Annotated in this window: 13 protein-coding genes; 7 read left to right on the top strand and 6 right to left on the bottom strand. The window is 70.4% G+C overall.

Annotated elements, in window-relative coordinates; genetic code table 11:
• The first annotated feature begins 239 nt into the window (after nt 1-239).
• The 4 genes from WFM69_RS11075 to WFM69_RS11060 are packed head-to-tail and all read left to right on the top strand — an operon-like array spanning nt 240 to nt 4416.
• Nucleotides 240-2246, top strand: a complete 2007-nt coding sequence (locus tag WFM69_RS11075; protein WP_337004585.1) for a sigma-70 family RNA polymerase sigma factor — start codon at nt 240-242, stop codon at nt 2244-2246.
• Between the two features lie 9 nt (nt 2247-2255).
• Nucleotides 2256-2627 carry a YrdB family protein gene (locus tag WFM69_RS11070; protein ID WP_337004583.1) on the top strand — a complete coding sequence of 124 codons (372 nt, stop codon included), beginning with the start codon at nt 2256-2258 and terminating at the stop codon, nt 2625-2627.
• Nucleotides 2628-2651: 24 nt separating this feature from the next.
• Entirely contained in the window at nt 2652-4016 is a 1365-nt protein-coding gene (locus tag WFM69_RS11065) for an FAD-binding oxidoreductase (RefSeq protein ID WP_337004581.1), read from the top strand.
• Nucleotides 4009-4416, top strand: coding sequence for an NUDIX hydrolase (locus tag WFM69_RS11060; protein WP_337004579.1), 408 nt, complete (start codon nt 4009-4011; stop codon nt 4414-4416). The genes WFM69_RS11065 and WFM69_RS11060 overlap by 8 nt, the downstream gene beginning before the upstream one ends.
• An 18-nt stretch (nt 4417-4434) precedes the next feature.
• On the opposite strand, the gene nagB is transcribed toward WFM69_RS11060, so the two are convergent.
• From nagB to WFM69_RS11035, 5 genes are all read right to left on the bottom strand, one after another.
• Nucleotides 4435-5214, bottom strand: a complete 780-nt coding sequence (gene nagB, locus WFM69_RS11055; RefSeq protein WP_337004577.1) for a glucosamine-6-phosphate deaminase — start codon at nt 5212-5214, stop codon at nt 4435-4437.
• Entirely contained in the window at nt 5207-6172 is a 966-nt protein-coding gene (locus WFM69_RS11050; RefSeq protein ID WP_337004575.1) for an ROK family protein, read from the bottom strand. Before WFM69_RS11050 ends, nagB begins: the two co-directional genes overlap by 8 nt.
• Before the next feature lie 43 nt (nt 6173-6215).
• On the bottom strand, nt 6216-7403 hold the full coding sequence (locus WFM69_RS11045) for an ROK family transcriptional regulator (protein ID WP_337004573.1): 1188 nt from the start codon (nt 7401-7403) through the stop codon (nt 6216-6218).
• A 79-nt stretch (nt 7404-7482) separates the two neighbouring features.
• A complete protein-coding gene (locus tag WFM69_RS11040) occupies nt 7483-10752 on the bottom strand; it encodes a family 20 glycosylhydrolase (protein WP_337004571.1) in 3270 nt (1089 codons plus the stop codon).
• Nucleotides 10743-11960, bottom strand: coding sequence for an amino acid deaminase (locus WFM69_RS11035; RefSeq protein ID WP_337004569.1), 1218 nt, complete (start codon nt 11958-11960; stop codon nt 10743-10745). Before WFM69_RS11035 ends, WFM69_RS11040 begins: the two co-directional genes overlap by 10 nt.
• A gap of 25 nt (nt 11961-11985) precedes the next feature.
• On the opposite strand from WFM69_RS11035, the gene WFM69_RS11030 reads away from it, so the two are divergent.
• Both WFM69_RS11030 and WFM69_RS11025 read left to right on the top strand, forming a co-directional pair.
• Nucleotides 11986-12390 (top strand): RidA family protein, encoded by a 405-nt coding sequence (locus WFM69_RS11030; RefSeq protein ID WP_337004567.1) that lies wholly within the window; start codon nt 11986-11988, stop codon nt 12388-12390.
• Between the two features lie 105 nt (nt 12391-12495).
• Nucleotides 12496-13992, top strand: coding sequence for a L,D-transpeptidase family protein (locus tag WFM69_RS11025; protein WP_337004565.1), 1497 nt, complete (start codon nt 12496-12498; stop codon nt 13990-13992).
• Between the two features lie 100 nt (nt 13993-14092).
• Here the strand turns inward: WFM69_RS11025 and WFM69_RS11020 are convergent, their stop codons facing one another.
• Complete coding sequence (locus WFM69_RS11020) at nt 14093-16312, bottom strand: NADP-dependent isocitrate dehydrogenase (RefSeq protein WP_337004563.1); 2220 nt, start codon at nt 16310-16312, stop codon at nt 14093-14095.
• Nucleotides 16313-16487: 175 nt separating this feature from the next.
• Here WFM69_RS11020 and WFM69_RS11015 point away from each other — a divergent pair, with 175 nt between their 5' ends.
• A complete protein-coding gene (locus WFM69_RS11015) occupies nt 16488-16946 on the top strand; it encodes a GNAT family N-acetyltransferase (protein WP_337004561.1) in 459 nt (152 codons plus the stop codon).
• Nucleotides 16947-16997 lie beyond the last annotated feature (51 nt).

Genomic DNA, 16997 nt, shown 5'->3' with positions numbered 1-16997 from the left:
CATACGGCTGTCTCTATGGGATGAGACGGTGGTCTCCCGGATTCATTACGCGACTTCTCGAAAATCTTCGAGAAAGTTCTCCGCGGGCTGATCTTCCCCCGGGGATCGGCTCGGAATTCCGCGGAAGGGTGGCTTCCCTGGGAGATTCGCGAGAGAATGGTGACGTCGCGTGATGAGTGGCGCTCTCACGCGTCTCTTCCTGTGGAGGCGCATCTGCGTCCCGCGACAGATGGATGATTGTGCACGAAGAGAAGACGACTCACGACGAATCGGTCGGCGACGCCGACCTGATCCTCCGCACCCGCTCGGGCGACACGGAGGCCTTCGGTGAACTGTGGCGCCGCCACTATCCGTCCGGCCTCTCGGTCGCCCGCTCCGTCACGTCCTCGATCGACCCCGACGACCTGGTCCAGGAGGCGTACACCCGCATCTACCAGGCGATCGTCAAGGGCGGCGGGCCCAACGGCTCCTTCCGCGCCTACCTCTTCACGAGCATCCGCAACACCGCGGCCGGCTGGGGTCGCTCCCGCCGAGAGACCGCGATCGACGAGCTCGACGCGGTCGCCGATCCCGAGACCACCGACCAGGCGGCGAACGAGGCACTCGACCGCAGCCTGACCGCACAGGCCTTCCGCAGCCTGCCCTCCCGCTGGCAGGAGGTGCTCTGGTACACCGAGATCGAGCAGATGAAGCCGCAGGAGGTCGGTCCCCTTCTCGGGATGAAGGCCGGCGCGGTGTCGCAGCTGGCGTTCCGCGCCCGTGAGGGTCTGCGCGAGGCCTGGATCCAGGCGCACCTGCGCAGCGCGGCCGAGGGCTCCGAATGCCAGTGGACGATCGAGCACCTCGGCGCGTACTCCCGCGGTAACCTGAGCACTCGCGATCACAAGCGACTCGAAGTCCACCTCGACGAGTGCGCACGGTGCATGATCGTCGCCGCCGAGGCGAAGGACGTCTCCACCCGCCTCGCACTCGTGCTGCTGCCGCTCGTGCTGGGCGTCACCGGCGCCGCGGGATACCTCGCCACGTTGCAGGGCGGCGGCGCTCCGATCGTCGCGCTCGCGGGCGGCGCCTCGACCATCCCCGGTGCCGTGTTCGGCGGAGACGGCGGCGCGGTGCAGGCAGCGACCGGGATCGCCGCGGGCGGCGCCGGAGGTGCTGGCGCCGGTTCGGGCGGCTCGGCCGGCGGCGCCGCGGGTTCGTCCTCGGGCGCAGCTTCTTCGGGAGGCGCATTCACCGGGATCGGCGCGCTCGTCGGAGCCGGATCGGCAGCCCTGGTCGTCGCGGGTGTCGTCGCCGCGGCCGCGATCATCCCGGGGCTCGCGGGTGCGAACCCCGCTACCTCGTTGCCCAGCGCCGGCGATCAGGACTCGTCATCGATCGCTGCCGACGTCGGCCCCGACGAGGCGATGAGCCTTGAGCAGCCCGTCGCCGCCGAGCCGCCGGTGGTCCCGCCCGTCGAGCCCGCTCCCCCGGCCGACGAGCCGGCCACTCCGGAGCAGACGGATACGGCCGCGCCCGATGTCGCACCGCCGCCGGTGACGACGCCACCGACCACTCCGGTCGACCCGGCGACGCCCGTGGAGCCGGAGAAGCCCGTCGATCCAGTCGACCCCGTCGACCCCGTGGACCCGGCCACTCCGACCACGCCGCCGGTGTGGGGAACCGCGAGCGTCGAGTTCTTCGACGACCCGCTCGGCCTCCGCATCGTCTACACCGTTCCTGTCACCGGCGCCCCGGGGTCCACGATCGAAGCCCTGCTCGACGGCAGCACTGTCGGCGGAGGCACGGCGGTGCTCGACGCCGCCGGAGCCGGGACGATCGTGCTCACTCCGACGGTCCCGCAGTACGTCTTCGCCACGGTCACCACCGTCACGTTCCGGTACGTCCTCGCGTCGGCGCCCGGACCGTCGGCAGACACGACCCTGTTCTCGCTCGAGCCGCGCGGCGGCCTTGGCGAAGAGCCGCCCGTCGATCCGGCACCGGTCGAGGATCCGGCACCGGTGGAGACGGCACCGACGGCGGACGATGCCGTGCTCTCCGTGGAGAAGGCGACGCCCGCCGAGTCCGCACCCGCCGCGTCGGCGCCGGCGCAGGATGCGCCCGTTGCGGACACGACTCCCGTCGAGACGGCTCCTGCCGCTCCCGCCGCGGCCCGGGTCGAGACCGCACCGGCGGCCGAGGCTCCCGCCGTCGACGCCGTCGAGTCCCCCGTCGCCCCGGCCGAAGGCCCCTCCACCGCCGAATAGACTGGATCCATGTCCTCGGATCCCGCTCCCGTCCCCGGCGTCGACCGCCCGGTCATCACCGCGCTCGACGTCGTCCGCGCCATCGTCCTGGTGGTCGCGGTGGCATCTCTCGCCCTGTGGGGCTTCGCCAGCTGGGATCTCCCCTGGAACATCGTCATCGGCATCGGGGCACCCGTCGTCGTGATCCTGATCTGGGCGCTGTTCCTCTCCCCGCGGCCCGTCCTGCGCGTGCACCCGTTCCTGCGCGCCGCAGTCGAACTGCTGATCTACGTCGGTGTCACGATCGCGTGGTGGTCGATGGGGCAGGCCCTGATCGGCACGGCGTTCGCTCTCGTGGCCGTCGTGGCCGGCGTCCTCAGCGGTCGGCGCGCCCTGTCATGAGCCGCGCGTCGTGAGCGCTCCGTCGTGACCGTGGTCACCCTCCTGCGGGAGTCCCTCGGCGCGATCGTCGACACCAGCGAGGCCTCGCTCGAAGAGGCCAGGGCCGATCGTCCCGGCCATGCCGCGGCGGGCCGTCCACTCGCCGTCGTGCACGCGGAGCGGGTCGACCATGTCCAGCAGACGATGCGCATCGCCACCGAGACCCGCACACCGGTCGTGGTACGCGGCGCGGGCACCGGTCTCGCCGGGGCGGCCAATGCCGGTGCGGGTGAGATCGTGCTGTCGATGCGGCGCATGACCGCGATCCGCGAGATCCGCCCCGACGATCTGCTTGCCGTGGTCGAGCCGGGCATCCTGAACGCCGACCTCAACGTCGAGCTCGCCCGCCACGGACTGTGGTGGGCACCCGATCCGGCGAGCCGCGACATCTCGACGGTCGGCGGCAACATCGCGACGGGTGCGGGCGGCCTGCTCTGCGCCAAGTACGGTGTGGTCCGCGACGCCGTGCTCGGGGTCGATCTGGTGCTCGCCGACGGTCGGCTGCTGCACCTCGGGCATCGCAGCGTGAAGGGCGTCACCGGACTCGATCTCACTGCCCTGGTCGTGGGGTCCGAGGGCACACTGGGTGTCGTCGTCGGTGCGACGCTCAAGCTGCGCCGGCTCGTGCAGGGCGAGACCTGCACCGTGACGGCCACGTTCCCCGGTGTACGCGATGCCGCTGCCGCATCGGCCGCCGTGACCGCAGCGGGCGTGCAACCGGCGATCATGGAACTGATGGATGCGGCCAGCCTCGCGGCGGTGCACGCGCTCCTCGCCCTCCCCGCCCCGAGCGCGGGAGCCGCGCAGTTGACCATCCAGACCGACGGCCCCGCGGCCGGAGTCGAAGCCGACACGATCGCGGAGATCCTGCGCACGCACGGCGGCGTCACGGCCGTCACCCATGATCGCGAGGAGGGCGAGCGTCTGCTCGCGATCCGCCGGTCGATGCACGCCGGGATGGCCTCCCTGGGCACCACGCTGATCGAAGACGTCTCGGTGCCGCGCAGCGCCATGCCCGCGATGTTCGACGAGATCGCCCGCATCGAGCGCGAGCACGGACTCACGATCCCGACCGTCGCCCATGCGGGTGACGGCAACCTGCACCCGAACTTCGTCTTCGAGGGGCCCGAGGTGCCGCCGCAGGTGTGGGCGGCAGCAGACGACCTGTTCCGTGCGGCGATCCGCCTGGGCGGCACCCTCACCGGCGAGCACGGCATCGGCGTCCTCAAGCGGCGTTGGCTCGCCGAGGAGCTCGGCGACGACCAGTGGATGCTCCAGCGTCAGATCGCCGCGGTGTTCGACCCGCTCGGCATCCTCAACCCCGGAAAGGTGTTCAGCCCCGATGCCTGACATCCATGTGAGCGCCGCCGTGATCGTCGACGACGACGGCCGCGTGCTCGTCGTGCGCAAGCACGGGACGACCCGGTTCATGCAGCCCGGCGGCAAACCCGAGCCCGGCGAATCCGCGGCCCAGACGCTGATCCGCGAGCTGCACGAAGAACTCGGTGTGCTGCTCGCCGAGGCCGACCTGCGCCCGCTCGGCCGGTTCGTCTCGGCGGCGGCCAACGAACCGGGCCACCGGGTCGTCGCAGATGCCTTCGCGGCATCGGTCGATCCTGCGGCCGTCACGGTTCAGGCGGAACTCGCCGAGCTGCGCTGGATCACACCCGCCGATGTCGCGACGCTTCCGCTCGCGCCGCTGAGCGTCGAGCATCTGCTGCCGATCGCCTGGCCCGCCCTCGCGGGCTGAGCAGGCGTCCGGCGGGGGTCAGATGCCCTGCCAGGCGGGCTTGTTGGCGAACGTGTAGCGGTAGTAGTCGGCGAGCGCGAGGCGCGAAGCGGCGGCCTCGTCGACGACGATCGTCGCGTGCGGGTGCAGCTGGATCGCCGAGCCCGGCAGCAGCGCCGTCAGTGGCCCTTCGACAGCCGCGGCGACGGCCTCGGCCTTGCCCTCCCCGAAGGCGAGCAGCACGAGGTGGCGCGCCTTCAGGATGGTCCCGAGCCCCTGCGTGATGCAGTGCATCGGCACGTCGTCGATCGAGTCGAAGAAGCGGGCGTTGTCCTCACGGGTCTGCTCCGTGAGCGTCTTCACGCGCGTGCGCGAGGCGAACGACGAGCCGGGCTCGTTGAAGCCGATGTGTCCGTCGGTGCCGATGCCGAGGATCTGCAGGTCGACCCCGCCCGCCGCCTCGATGGCGGCTTCGTAGTCGTCGCCGGCGTGCTGGATCGTCGCCTGGGCGCCGTTGGGGACATGGATGCGCTCGGGGTCGAGTCCGAGCGGCTCGACGACCTCGCGGGTGATCACCGAGCGGTAGCTCTCCGGGTGCGCGGGGTCGATGCCCACGTACTCGTCGAGCGCGAAGCCGCGCACCTGCGAGACGTCGCGGCCTGCGAGCGTGGAGCGCAGGGCCTGGTACACGGGCAGCGGAGTCGATCCGGTGGCGAGTCCCAGAACCGCATCGGGACGACGTTCGATCAGTGCGAGGATCTCGGTGGCGACCAGCGCGCCGGCGGCCTCGGAATTCTCGACGATGACGACCTCAGCCATGCGGAACGGTCTCCTTTTCGGTGATGGATGCGCCGACGAGTGCGGCGCCGAAGGCGGCTGCGGGCGAACCCGCGGGGAGCAGTTCGATTCTCTCATCCAGGCGGAGCGACCGCATGAACGGCGATGCCTCCGCGCCGGCGTGCAGGGCGCTGCGGATGCCGTTCTCGAGCCGTTCGCCGAGCGCGGTGAGACCTCCGCCGATGACCACGGTCTCGACGTCGGCGGAGAGCACGAGCACCCGCACCGCTGCCGCCGCCCCGTGGAAGAGGTCGTCACGGAGGGCCAGAGCGAGCGCGTCGCCCGCGTCGGCCGCGTCGAAGATGTCGCGGATCGGCAGCGCGCCGGGACGCCCCCAAGCCTTGGCGAGGGCACCACCGCCGCAGAAGGTCTCGACGCATCCGTGCTGTCCGCACCCGCACAGTCGGCCGTGCGGGTCGACCGAGAGGTGCCCGACCTCGCCGGCCGTGCCGCGCGAGCCGCGCCAGATGCGTCCGTCGATGACGATGCCTGCGGCGACACCGGTCCCCAGGTTCAAGTACGCCATCGACCCGGCCACACCACTGAGGACGGCAGCACCGAGGGCGGCCGCCTTCACGTCGTTCTCCACGCGGAAAGGCACTCCGAGGGCCCGCTCCGCACGGGCCGCGAGGTCGAGGGACTCCACGCCGAGGTTGACCGCGTGGTCGACGCGACCGGCGTCCGCATCGACGAGACCGGGGATGCCGATCCCGACGGAGCCGACGTCGGAGAGCGGGAAGCCGCACTCCTCGGCGAGCGCGGCCACGGTCGTCACGATGCTCTCGACGACTGCGTCATCGCCCCAGCCCGTGGGGCGGCGGAGTCGTCCGCGGATGTCTCCGGACGGGTCGACCGCCACCGCGTCGATCTTGGTGCCGCCGACGTCGAGGCCCACACGAATCTGCCGACCGAGACGGTCGGCAGTGCCTGCACCCGTCATCGGATGCCGCTCCCCGCCGCGCCGGTCCTGGTGAAGACGCCGATCACGAGACTCCCAGCTGTCCGGAGAGCACCATCACGGCGGCTCCGCGCAGGACGATGTCGTCCTGGTGGGTCAGGCGCACCACGACGTCCTCGAAGACGCCCTCGAGCGTGCGTGCGTGCAGCGTCTCGATCGCCGCGTCGATCAGGACGCCGTCGAGCAGGTCGGCGGGCCCCGAGAGCACGACCTCGGAGAGGTCGAGTGCGGCAACGATGGGGGCGATGGCGATCGCCATGCGCGTTCCGGCGTCCCGCAGGATCTCGTCACGCGTGTCGGGCTCCGCCGCGATCGCCGCGCCCAGGCGGTTCACACTGAGCCAGGCCTCGAGGCAGCCGTCCTTGCCGCACGCGCAGCGCGGGCCGCCGTCGGTTCCGACGACGACGTGTCCGATCTCTCCCGCGGCGAAACGGCTGCCCAGCAGCGGCTGGCTGCCGGTGATGAGGCCGGCACCGACGCCCTTGCCGATCTTGATCAGCATGAAGTCGGCCTTGGCTTCGCCGAAGGTGTATTCGGCGAGCACGGCCGCGTTGGCATCGTTGCGGGCGAGGACGGGCAGGTCGAGGTCGACACTGAGCTTCGCCTCGAGAGGGAAGTTCGTCCAGCCGAGGTTCGGCGAGCTGAGCACGACGCCGTCGGGGCGCACGACACCGGGAGTCCCGATGCCGACGCCCAGCAGCGGCTGCGTCGAAGCCGCGATCAGGCTCTCGGCGAGCTCGCGGAGGGCGGCGTAGGCGGCTTCGCCGTCGGGCGATGCCGGGCGTGGCACCTCACGGCGCTCGAGCACGTCGCCGTCGAGACTCAGGACGGCGCCGGCGAAGGCATCGGGTCCGGAGAGGTCGAGGCCGACGATCTGATGCCCGACACGGTCGATGTCGATGAGGATCGGGGGTTTGCCCGGGCCGACCGCTTCACGGACGCCCATCTCGATCACGATGCCGTCGACGATGAACTCGGCGACCAGGTCCGAGATGGTGACCCGGGTGAGTCCGGTCTCCCGCGACAGGTCGGCGCGACTCATCGCGCCGGCGTGGTAGAGCGTCTGCAGCACGAGCGCACGGTTGTGCCCGCGGGCGTGCTCGGGAAGCACCTTCGATCGCGAGCGCAGGTGGCGCCCCGGGCCGAAGGCGTGCGCATTCGCACCGGCGTACTCTGACGGCGATGTGGGACGCGGTTCATCCGAAACGGACATGTTTGTTAGTAGACCTTACGAACAAAATTTACGCAACCTCTCCCCGCAGACGCGCGGGGAGGGTTACCGAAACGTTACATTACTTTCGATCACCCGCGGCGACCGAGTTCGCGCGCTCGACGAGACGCTCGACCAGCCCCGCGACGATCGCCTCCCGCGCCTCGATCGTGAGGGGCTTCCCCGGCACTCCCGCCCGCCGCTGAACGGGCGTCGGCCCGTCCAGGGGACGATACCGCACCCCTGCCGCCGCGAGGCGTCGCAGATGCGTCGGCAGGCGCCGCCCGAAGTCCGCGAAAGGCGCAGGATCGCCGCCCTCCCACAGCCGTTCGGCGAGCGCCGCCAGACGGGGGAACAGCGCGAAGTCGACCCGGTCGCGGGTGGGCAGGTGCTCGCTCCAGACGTTCGCCTGTCCGCCCACCGCCCCGTCCTCGACGCGCAGCGTGTAGGCGCGCTCGATAGTCAGTGGCGGACCGACTCTGATCGGCTCCTCCTCCGACTCCGACTGCGGGTAGTCCAGGTACACCTCGAGATCGGGGCACGCGACGACCTCGATGCCACGGCGCAGGGCCTCGCGCATCGCCACCGGACCACGCCATGCAAGGATGCGGACCCCCTCGGGCACGTCACCCTCGAGCACCTCGTCCCATGCCAGCGCCACGCGGCCACGAGAGCGGACGTGCGCGACGAAGTGTGCGGTGAACCAGGGCTGCACGTCATGCGGCGTCGCGAGTCCGAGCTCGACCATCCGCTCGGCGGCGGCCGCGCTCTGCGCCCACTCCGTCACGGGCACCTCATCGCCGCCGATCCCGATCCACTCCGAGTCGAACACGTCGCACAGCGCATCGATCGCCGCGCGACCGAACGCCAGCGATGCCTCGGTCGGGGCGAGCGTGCGCGGATTGACCCCGAATCGCTCCCAGGCGGACTCGACCGGCTCCCCCACGTCGCGGTTGCCCAGCTCGGGATAGGCCGCCAGGCCTGCCTGGATGTGTCCGGGCAGCTCGACCTCGGGCACGAGCGTCACGAAACGCTCGCGCGCGTAGGCCACGAGGTCGCGCAGCTCGTCCGTCGTGTAGTAACCCTCGTGCACACCGGGCTCGACGGTCGCGAGTGGACCGTGACCGAGTTGCGTGGCCTCCCGCCGGGCACCCACCTCGGTGAGCCGTGGATACCCCGGCACCTCGAAACGCCAGCCCTGATCATCGGTGAGGTGCAGATGGAGCACGTTGAGGTGGTGGTCGGCGAGGAGGTCGATCAGACGACGGACCTCGTCGGCGGGACGGAAGTGCCGGGCGACGTCGAGCATCGTCCCCCGCCAGCTGTATGCGGGCGAACCTTCCCAGACCCCAGCCGGGATCAGTCCCTCTGCGGCCTCCGGGTCGCGCAGCTGGCGCAGACAGGTCGCGCCGCGGAACACGCCGGCCGCACTCGCACCGCGGATCTCGACGCCGGAGACGGTGACCGTCACCCGGAACGCTTCCGCTCCGATGCGGCCTGCCGATGCGGCATCCGCCCCGACGCTCTCGTCGACCAGCAGCCGGATCGGAGCAGCGCCGTCGTCCGGCGATCCCCCACCCAATCGGGCGGCGGAGGGGGCGAGCTCGGGGGCGGCGAGCACGGGTGTCGCCGTCGTCCAGGCGAAACCTGCAGCCGCCGGGTCGATACGCGCATCCACGCGGGGAACCGTCGCCCGGTGCGCCGGAGGCGGCATCCGCAGCGCACGACCGGGCGTGCGACCCGTGATGTCACCGTCGACCAGAACGGGCACGCCGCCGACCAGCACCTCGACGATGCCGCGCGGAGCGGTGAAGGGCTCCTCGAACGTCGCACCGGCAGCGACCGTCTCGGGGTCGAACAGCACCAGGTCGGCCGTCGCTCCCTGCCGGATGACGCCACGGGGGGCGTCGCCGCGGTCCAGGCCCAGACGCCGCGCGGGGGTTCCCGCGAGGTGGCGGACTGCCTCTTCCAGCGTCAGGATGCCGACCTCGCGCACGTAGTGCCCGAGGTAGCGCGGGAACGTCCCGCGGCCGCGTGGGTGCGGTCGCGCCCCGATGAGGATGCCGTCACTCCCGCCCGCATGCTGCGGGTGGCGCATGATGGCGCGGACGTTCTCCTCATCGCCGATGTGCATCAGGATGCCCGTGGCTCCGGCGTCGGCGATGATCGTGTCCACCACCACGTCGACCGCGCGGTGGCCCGTGGCCTCGGCGATCTCCGCGACGGTGCGACCGACGAGGTCCGCGAGCGCGGGGTTGGCCACCCCTGAGATCTGGATCTGGGTCCAGTCGGCCTTCTCGCCGTGGAATCCGTCGCAGCCGACCTCTTCGAGCTCGACGCGCAGTGCCTCACGACCGGCCGCATCAAGAGCGGAGACGGCGCGCAGCAGATCACCCGTCGCCGCCAGACGACTCGGCAGGAGCGCCGCGAGCGTGGTGGCCCCCGGCAGGTACGGATAGGTGTCGAGGGTGACGTCGACACCATCCGCGATGGCCTCGTCGATCAGCGCGAGGAGCTCATCGGCACGCCCACGATTCGGAGTGAAGTTCATGGTCGCGTGTGTGAGGTGCACGGGGCAGCCGGTGCGCCGACCGATGTCGAGAGCTTCCCGGTATGCCTCGAGCGCACCCCCGCCGTAGCTGCGGGTGTGCGGCGCCCAGTAGCCGCCACGCTCGGCGACCACGCGGCACAGCGCTTCGAGCTCGGCCGTGTCGGCGTACATCCCCGGGGTGTAGGTGAGCCCGCTCGACATCCCGAACGCGCCGGCGTCCAGAGCCCGACCCAGCAGGTCGGCCATCCGCGAGATCTCGTCCGACGTCGCCGGGCGGTTCTCGTGGCCGACGACCATCATCCGGAGGTTGCCCTGCGGCACGAGCACGGCGGCGTTCCCGACGGCGACCGCGTCGATCGCGACGAGCAGGTCGTCCACCGTGCGCCACGGCGCGTCTGTCGGCAGACCGTTCCATCCCGCGATCTGGGCGGGGATCACGGCAGCCGTCGCATCGTCGAGCGGGGCGTAGCCCAGTCCGTCCTGGCCGAGCACCTCGGTCGTGACGCCCTGGCGGATCTTCGCCTCGTGCGCGGTGCCGCTCAGCACGGCGAGCTCGCTGTGCGCATGCATGTCGATGAAACCGGGTGCGAGGACGAGCCCATCGGCCGCGACCTCGACCGCACCCTCGGGGAGTTCGAGCACCCCGGATGCCGCTTCTCCGGCGGGCAGGATCGCGACGACCCTGGCGCCCTCCACGGCGACGTCGGCCACGTAACGCGGCGATCCCGTTCCATCGACGACCGTCGCCCCGCGGTAGACCCGGACGAGCCCAGCGGCGGCCTTCTCCGCACTCAGAAGCATGTCGCCACCGCTCCGATCACACGGGGGTCGTCGGCGTCGGGATCGTCGATCACGGCGACCACCCGCCACTTGTCGAATGCGGTGCACGGGTGCGAGAGCCCCAGCCGCACGACGTCGCCGACCTCGACCGTCGCCTCGTCCGCGAGGTGCAGGAAGGCGTGCTGATCGTTCAGTGCGGTGATCTCACCGGCCACCGACTGAGGGACGGGCAGATCGAGATCGAACGGCACGTCGCGCCGGCCCGCGTCGAGCAGCGCCAGAGAGTCCTCCGGCTGCGAGACCACGCGCGACCAGGCGTGCATCGCCGAGCGCAGCGGCGCCGTGCCGACGAGGGGACCGAACGGGGACATCCGCGAGTAGAAGCCGTCGTCGTGGATCTGGAACGCGCCCGAGCGGAGCACGACGTCCGCGTCGCCGTTCCGTGCGGAGAGCACTGCCGCCGCCCGATCCGGGAAAGAACTGCCCCCGGCGCTGAGCACCGGCCGGACACCCGCGGGGTAGTCCAACCGGTCGTGCAGCTCGACGAGCGTGCGCAGGTACGCATCGACCGCGGCGACGGATGCGTCGCTGCGGTCCGGGCCGAACGGGCCCTCGTATCCGGTGACGCCCGCGAGGCGCAGACCCGGGGCGTCCGCGATCGTCTGCGCGATCCGCTCCCCCTCGGCGACGGTGCGCGCGCCGGTGCGACCATGCGCCCCACCGAGTTCGACCAGCACGTCGAGCGGACGCGCGGCCTCCCCCATCCCCGCGGCGAGGATCGCGACGCCGGCGAGCGAGTCCGCCCAACACAGCACGCGCAGCCCCTCGTCGGCGGCGAGCAGCGCGCCCAGGTGTCGCACCGCGGCCGGATCCGTGACGGCGTTCGCGATCAGCACGGTCGGGACGCCGGCATCGACCGCGACCTCCGCCTGCCACGGTGTGGCCACCGAGATCGCCCAGGCGCCGGCATCGAACAGCCGCTGCCACAGGGCGGGCGCCATCGTGGTCTTGCCGTGCGGAGCGAGCAGCACTCCCTGCTCCTGCGCCCACGAGAACACCGTCTCCTCGTTGTGCGTCAGCGCGTCCTCATGCACCGTGAGCACCGGCGTCACCAGGTCGGACAGGCGCAGGTCGGCACCGGCGACCTCCGAGAGGCGGAGGCCCGCGGCGTGCGCCGGGAAGCCCTTCGTCCAGGCGCCGAGAACGGGATCCGGAATTTGTAGAGGCATCTAACAAGGCTACTAGGCTGGCGGCATGACCGCGAAGATCCGAGTTTCCACCGATGCCGCCCCCGCTCCCGCCCACACGTTCTCCCAGGGGATCCGCAAGGGTCCGTTCGTGCAGGTCTCGGGCCAGGGCCCCGTCGACCCGCAGACCAACGAGTACCTCTTCCCCGGTGACGTCGCTGCGCAGACCACCCGCACGCTCGAGAACGTCAAGGCGATCGTCGAGGCTTCCGGCGCCACGTTCGACGACGTCGTGATGCTGCGCGTCTACCTCACCAAGCGCGAGGACTTCCCCATCATGAACGACGCCTACGGCGCCTTCGTGACCGCGCACACCACCAACGGCGTCCTGCCCTCGCGCACGACGGTGTTCACGGGCCTGCCCCGCGAGGAGATGCTGGTCGAGATCGACGGCATCGCCATCGTCGACTGACCCTCTGGGAAGGCAATGTGAGTCCGGCGACCGTTGCCTTCCCGTTATCCGCCATCCCGTACCATTGAACGCTAGGACACGTTTGAGAACCGGGGGGTGAAGTTCGTGACCGATCTGATTTCTGCGCCGGGCGAAGCGGCCGAGGCGCACGGCGACGACACGGCATCCACCGCGGTGCTCTCCTCGACCGACGCGCCCACCGCCATCGTCCCGCCCACCACCGGCGAGCAGCCGCTGGCCTGGGCCCCCATCGAGCCCGCACCCAAGAAGCGCCGCCTCGGCCTGTGGATCGGCCTCGGCCTCGGCCTCGGTGTCGTCGCCCTCGGCGCAGGCGCTGCCTCGATGATCCTCATCGCTCCCGGAACGACCGTCGCGGGTATCCCCGTCGGCTGGATGACACCGGGAGCCGCGGCCGACGCCATCAACTCCCATCTCGCGCAGACCGAGGTCACGCTCACCGGCGACGGAGACGGCACTGTGCTCACCGGAACCGACCTCGGTGCCAGCGTCGATGCGACCGCACTGGCCGACAAGGCCTTCGCCGAGCACCCGCTGTGGAACCTCGGCGCCTGGATGGGCGATCCGGTTCCCGCCGAGATCACCTTCGACACGGCCAAGGCCGATGCCGCACTGCGCGCCGCGGTGCCGACCAGCTTCGACGACCCGGTGGATGCCGGTGTCGTCTTCGATGCGGCCAGCGGCACCTACGTCATCACGCCGTCCGAGACCGGCACGGGCATCGACGTCAACGCTCTCCGGGCCGCCTTCACCGACGCGATCGCCGACGGCTCCACGGCGCTGGAGTACTCCGGCGATGCGGCGGAGGCATCCCCGTCCGTGAGCGACGCCGACGCGACGACGCTCGCGACCGAACTCAACACGATGATCACGACAGCCGGTTTCTACATTGGCGACGAGCGCACCGTTCCCGTCGATGCCGCGACCGTCGCCAGCTGGCTGACGATCGTCGACGAAGACGGCACGCTCAAGATCGACGCCGACCCGAAGGCCATCCAGGCCACGGTCGACGGGCTCCCCGCTGCGGTCGATCGCGCCCCCGTCAACGCGACCAACATCGTCGACTCGGCGGGCACCGTGCTGCGCGCCGAGACCGAGGGAGTCGCGGGTCGTTCCGTCGGCGACACCTCGAAGATCGCGGCCGACTTCGCCGAGCAGCTGCAGACCGGCAACGGGGTGTACCCGCTGAGCGTGAGCGAGACGCCGTTCGAGACGGTGAGCCTCTACCGCCACATCGACATCAACCTGAGCACGCAGCGTGCCACGCTGTACGAGAACGATGCCGTCGTGAACTCCTGGGCGGTCTCGACCGGGCTCCCCGGCACGCTGACACCCACCGGCAACTTCAAGGTGTTCGCGCACACTCGCATGCAGGACATGGGCTGCTACGAAGGCGCCCCGTACTGCACCAAGGATGTCCCCTGGATCACCTGGTTCGCGCCGAACATCGGGTTCCACGGCACGTACTGGCACAACAACTTCGGCCAGCGCATGAGCCACGGTTGCGTCAACCTGCCGATCAACCTCGCCAAGTACGTGTACGACTGGTCGCCGAAGGGTCTGGAGATCTCCGTCCACTACTGACGCGCGATCCACGCGAAAGCGGTGGGAGACCTTCTTCTCACCTCGTTTCCGGATATGAAGAAGGGGCGGATGCCGCAGCATCCGCCCCTTCTCCGTCTCGTCAGCGCAGTGCGTCGACGATGCCGTTCAGCGTCGCGGACGGGCGCATGACCGCCTCGACGAGCGCGTCGTCCGGGCGGTAGTAGCCGCCGATCTCCACCGGGGCACCCTGCACCGCGTTGAGCTCGGAGACGATCTTCTCCTCGTTCTCGGTGAGGGTGGCCGCGATCGGCGCGAAGGCCGCGGCGAGCTCGGCGTCCTTCGTCTGCTTCGCCAGCTCCTGCGCCCAGTACAGGCTCAGGTAGAAGTGGCTGCCGCGGTTGTCGATCGTGCCCAGAGCACGACCCGGAGACCGGTCCTCCTCGAGGAACGTGCCGGTCGCGGCGTCGAGCGTCTCCGCAAGCACCCGGGCCTTCTCGTTGCCGGTGCGGTCGGCGAAGTGCTCGAGCGACGCCGCGAGAGCGAAGAACTCGCCCAGCGAATCCCAGCGCAGGTAGTTCTCCTCGACGAGCTGCTGCACGTGCTTCGGAGCCGAGCCGCCGGCGCCCGTCTCGAACAGTCCGCCGCCCGCGAGCAGCGGGACGATCGAGAGCATCTTGGCGCTCGTGCCCACTTCGAGGATCGGGAACAGGTCGGTCAGGTAGTCGCGCAGCACGTTTCCGGTGACGGAGATCGTGTCGAGACCGTGACGCATGCGCGCGAGCGTGTAGCGGGTGGCCTCCTCGGGCGCCAGGATCGTGATCGTGAGGCCCTTGGTGTCGAGCGTCGCGAGCCCCTGGTGCACCTTCGCGATGATCTGCGCGTCGTGCGAGCGGTTCGCGTCGAGCCAGAACACGGCGGGAACACCGGTCGCGCGGGCACGGGTGACGGCGAGCTTGACCCAGTCCATCACCGGGATGTGCTTGGTCTGCGTCGCACGCCAGATGTCGCCCTTGCCGACCTGGTGCTCGATGAGGACGGTGCCCTCGCTGTCGAGCACCTGCACGATGCCGTCCGCGGCGATCTCGAACGTCTTGTCGTGGCTGCCGTACTCCTCGGCGGCCTGAGCCATGAGGCCCACGTTCGGGACGGTGCCGATCGTGGCCGGGTCGAGCGGACCGTTCGCGATCACGTCGTCGATCACGGCCTGGTAGACGCCGGCGTACGAGGAGTCGGGGATGACGGCGAGCGTGTCCGCCTCTTCGCCCTCCTTGCCCCAAAGCTTGCCGCCGTTGCGGACCAGCGCGGGCATCGACGCATCGACGATGACGTCGCTCGGCACGTGCAGGTTCGTGATGCCCTTGTCGGAGTTCACGTACGACAGGCGCGGGCCCTCGGCGATCGCCTTGTCGAACGCGGCGGCGATCTCGTCACCACCGGTGACGTTCGCCAGGCCCGAGAGGATCGATCCGAGTCCGTCGTTCGCGCTCAGGCCGGCAGCGGCGAGCTGGTCACCGTACTGCGCGAAGACATCCTTGAAGAATGCCCGCACGACGTGACCGACGATGATCGGGTCGCTGACCTTCATCATGGTCGCCTTGAGGTGCACGGAGTACAGCACGTCATCGGCCTTCGCCGTCTGCAGCGTCTCGGCGAGGAACGCGTCGAGCTCCTTGGCGGAGAGGAACGTGGCGTCGATGATCTCGCGCGGCAGGACCTTGAGGCCCTCCTTGAGCACGGTGACGGTGCCGTCTTCGGCCGTGTGACGGAAGCTCAGCACGTCGTCGTGGGCGGCGACCCAGGAGCGCTCGTTGTGCTTGAAGTCGTCGTGCCCGAGCGTCGCGACGCGGGTCTTGGACCCCTCCGCGAACGGCTTGTTGCGGTGCGGGTGCTTCTTGGCGTAGTTCTTCACCGCGAGCGGGGCGCGGCGGTCGCTGTTGCCCTCGCGCAGCACCGGGTTCACGGCGGAGCCCTTGATGCGGTCGTAGCGGGCGCGGACGTCCTTCTCCTCGAGGGAGGTCGGGTCGTCCGGGAAGTCGGGGATGTCGAAGCCCTGCTTCTGCAGTTCGGCGATCGCGCCCTTGAGCTGCGGGATGGATGCCGAGATGTTCGGCAGCTTGATGATGTTCGCCTCCGGGAGGGTGGCGAGCCCGCCGAGCTCGGCGAGCGCGTCGCCGACCTGCTGCTCCGGCGTGAGCTTCTGCGGGAACGCCGCGAGGATGCGGCCTGCCAGCGAGATGTCGCGGGTCTCGACCTCGATGCCGGCCTGGCCGGTGTAGGCCTGGATGATCGGGAGGAACGAGGCGGTGGCGAGCGCCGGTGCCTCGTCTGTGTACGTGTAGATGATGGCGTCGTCGGTCACCGGGAGGTTCTCCGTTCGCGGGGTGATTTGTCTCGATACCAAGATACCTGAGCGGCTCCGAGCCCGCGGCCCGCGGGTGCTCCGGACGCCTGTCGGTGGGCGGCGGATGAGGATGCTCCGGGTGAAATGTCCCCCGGGGCGTGTCCGGCTCGTCGCGAGGGGTTAGCCTGGTGACATGTCCGAACTGCGCATGGTCGAACTCTCCGCTGCGACGATCGTCGCTGTGAACAACCTGTCGCTCAAGCCCGGACAGGAGCAGTTCCTTGCGCCCGTCTCGTACGGCATCGCAGCGACCGTCATCAACCCGCAGACCTCCTGGCAGCGGGTTATCCTCGACGGCGACGAGGTCGTCGGCTTCGTCAGCGCGAACTTCGATCCCGAGGCGCCGGAGGAGCACTTCCGCTCCGTACTGTGGCGCATCAACGTCGACGCCGACGATCAGGGCCGCGGTGTCGGCCGCTATGCGGTCGAGGCGCTGGTCGACGAGGCCCGCTCCCGCCGCATGGATCACGTCGACGTGATCTACGAGGCCGGTGAGGGCGGCCCGGAGACCTTCTTCCACCGGGTCGGCTTCACGCCCGTCGGCGAGACCGAGTACGGCGAGGTCATCGCCGAGATCCGCATCACGACCTAGGCCGGCGGCGGGGTCTCGAATCCCCTCCCCCATCGAGACCTCGTCGCCCTG

The organism is Microbacterium sp. LB12, assembly GCF_037150835.1.
GTDB lineage: Bacteria > Actinomycetota > Actinomycetes > Actinomycetales > Microbacteriaceae > Microbacterium.
The sequence above is the reverse complement of the archived record's forward strand: the minus strand, read 5'-3'. Positions and strand labels throughout refer to the sequence as shown.

What these genes read in the sequence shown, in the direction of transcription:
- WFM69_RS11070 (WP_337004583.1), top strand. Translation starts at nt 2,256, where the DNA reads ATGTCCTCGGATCCCGCTCCCGTCCCCGGCGTCGACCGCCCGGTCATC.
- WFM69_RS11060 (WP_337004579.1), top strand. Translation starts at nt 4,009, where the DNA reads ATGCCTGACATCCATGTGAGCGCCGCCGTGATCGTCGACGACGACGGC.
- nagB (WP_337004577.1), bottom strand. Translation starts at nt 5,214, where the DNA reads ATGGCTGAGGTCGTCATCGTCGAGAATTCCGAGGCCGCCGGCGCGCTG.
- WFM69_RS11050 (WP_337004575.1), bottom strand. Translation starts at nt 6,172, where the DNA reads ATGACGGGTGCAGGCACTGCCGACCGTCTCGGTCGGCAGATTCGTGTG.
- WFM69_RS11045 (WP_337004573.1), bottom strand. Translation starts at nt 7,403, where the DNA reads ATGTCCGTTTCGGATGAACCGCGTCCCACATCGCCGTCAGAGTACGCC.
- WFM69_RS11040 (WP_337004571.1), bottom strand. Translation starts at nt 10,752, where the DNA reads ATGCTTCTGAGTGCGGAGAAGGCCGCCGCTGGGCTCGTCCGGGTCTAC.
- WFM69_RS11035 (WP_337004569.1), bottom strand. Translation starts at nt 11,960, where the DNA reads ATGCCTCTACAAATTCCGGATCCCGTTCTCGGCGCCTGGACGAAGGGC.
- WFM69_RS11030 (WP_337004567.1), top strand. Translation starts at nt 11,986, where the DNA reads ATGACCGCGAAGATCCGAGTTTCCACCGATGCCGCCCCCGCTCCCGCC.
- WFM69_RS11015 (WP_337004561.1), top strand. Translation starts at nt 16,488, where the DNA reads ATGTCCGAACTGCGCATGGTCGAACTCTCCGCTGCGACGATCGTCGCT.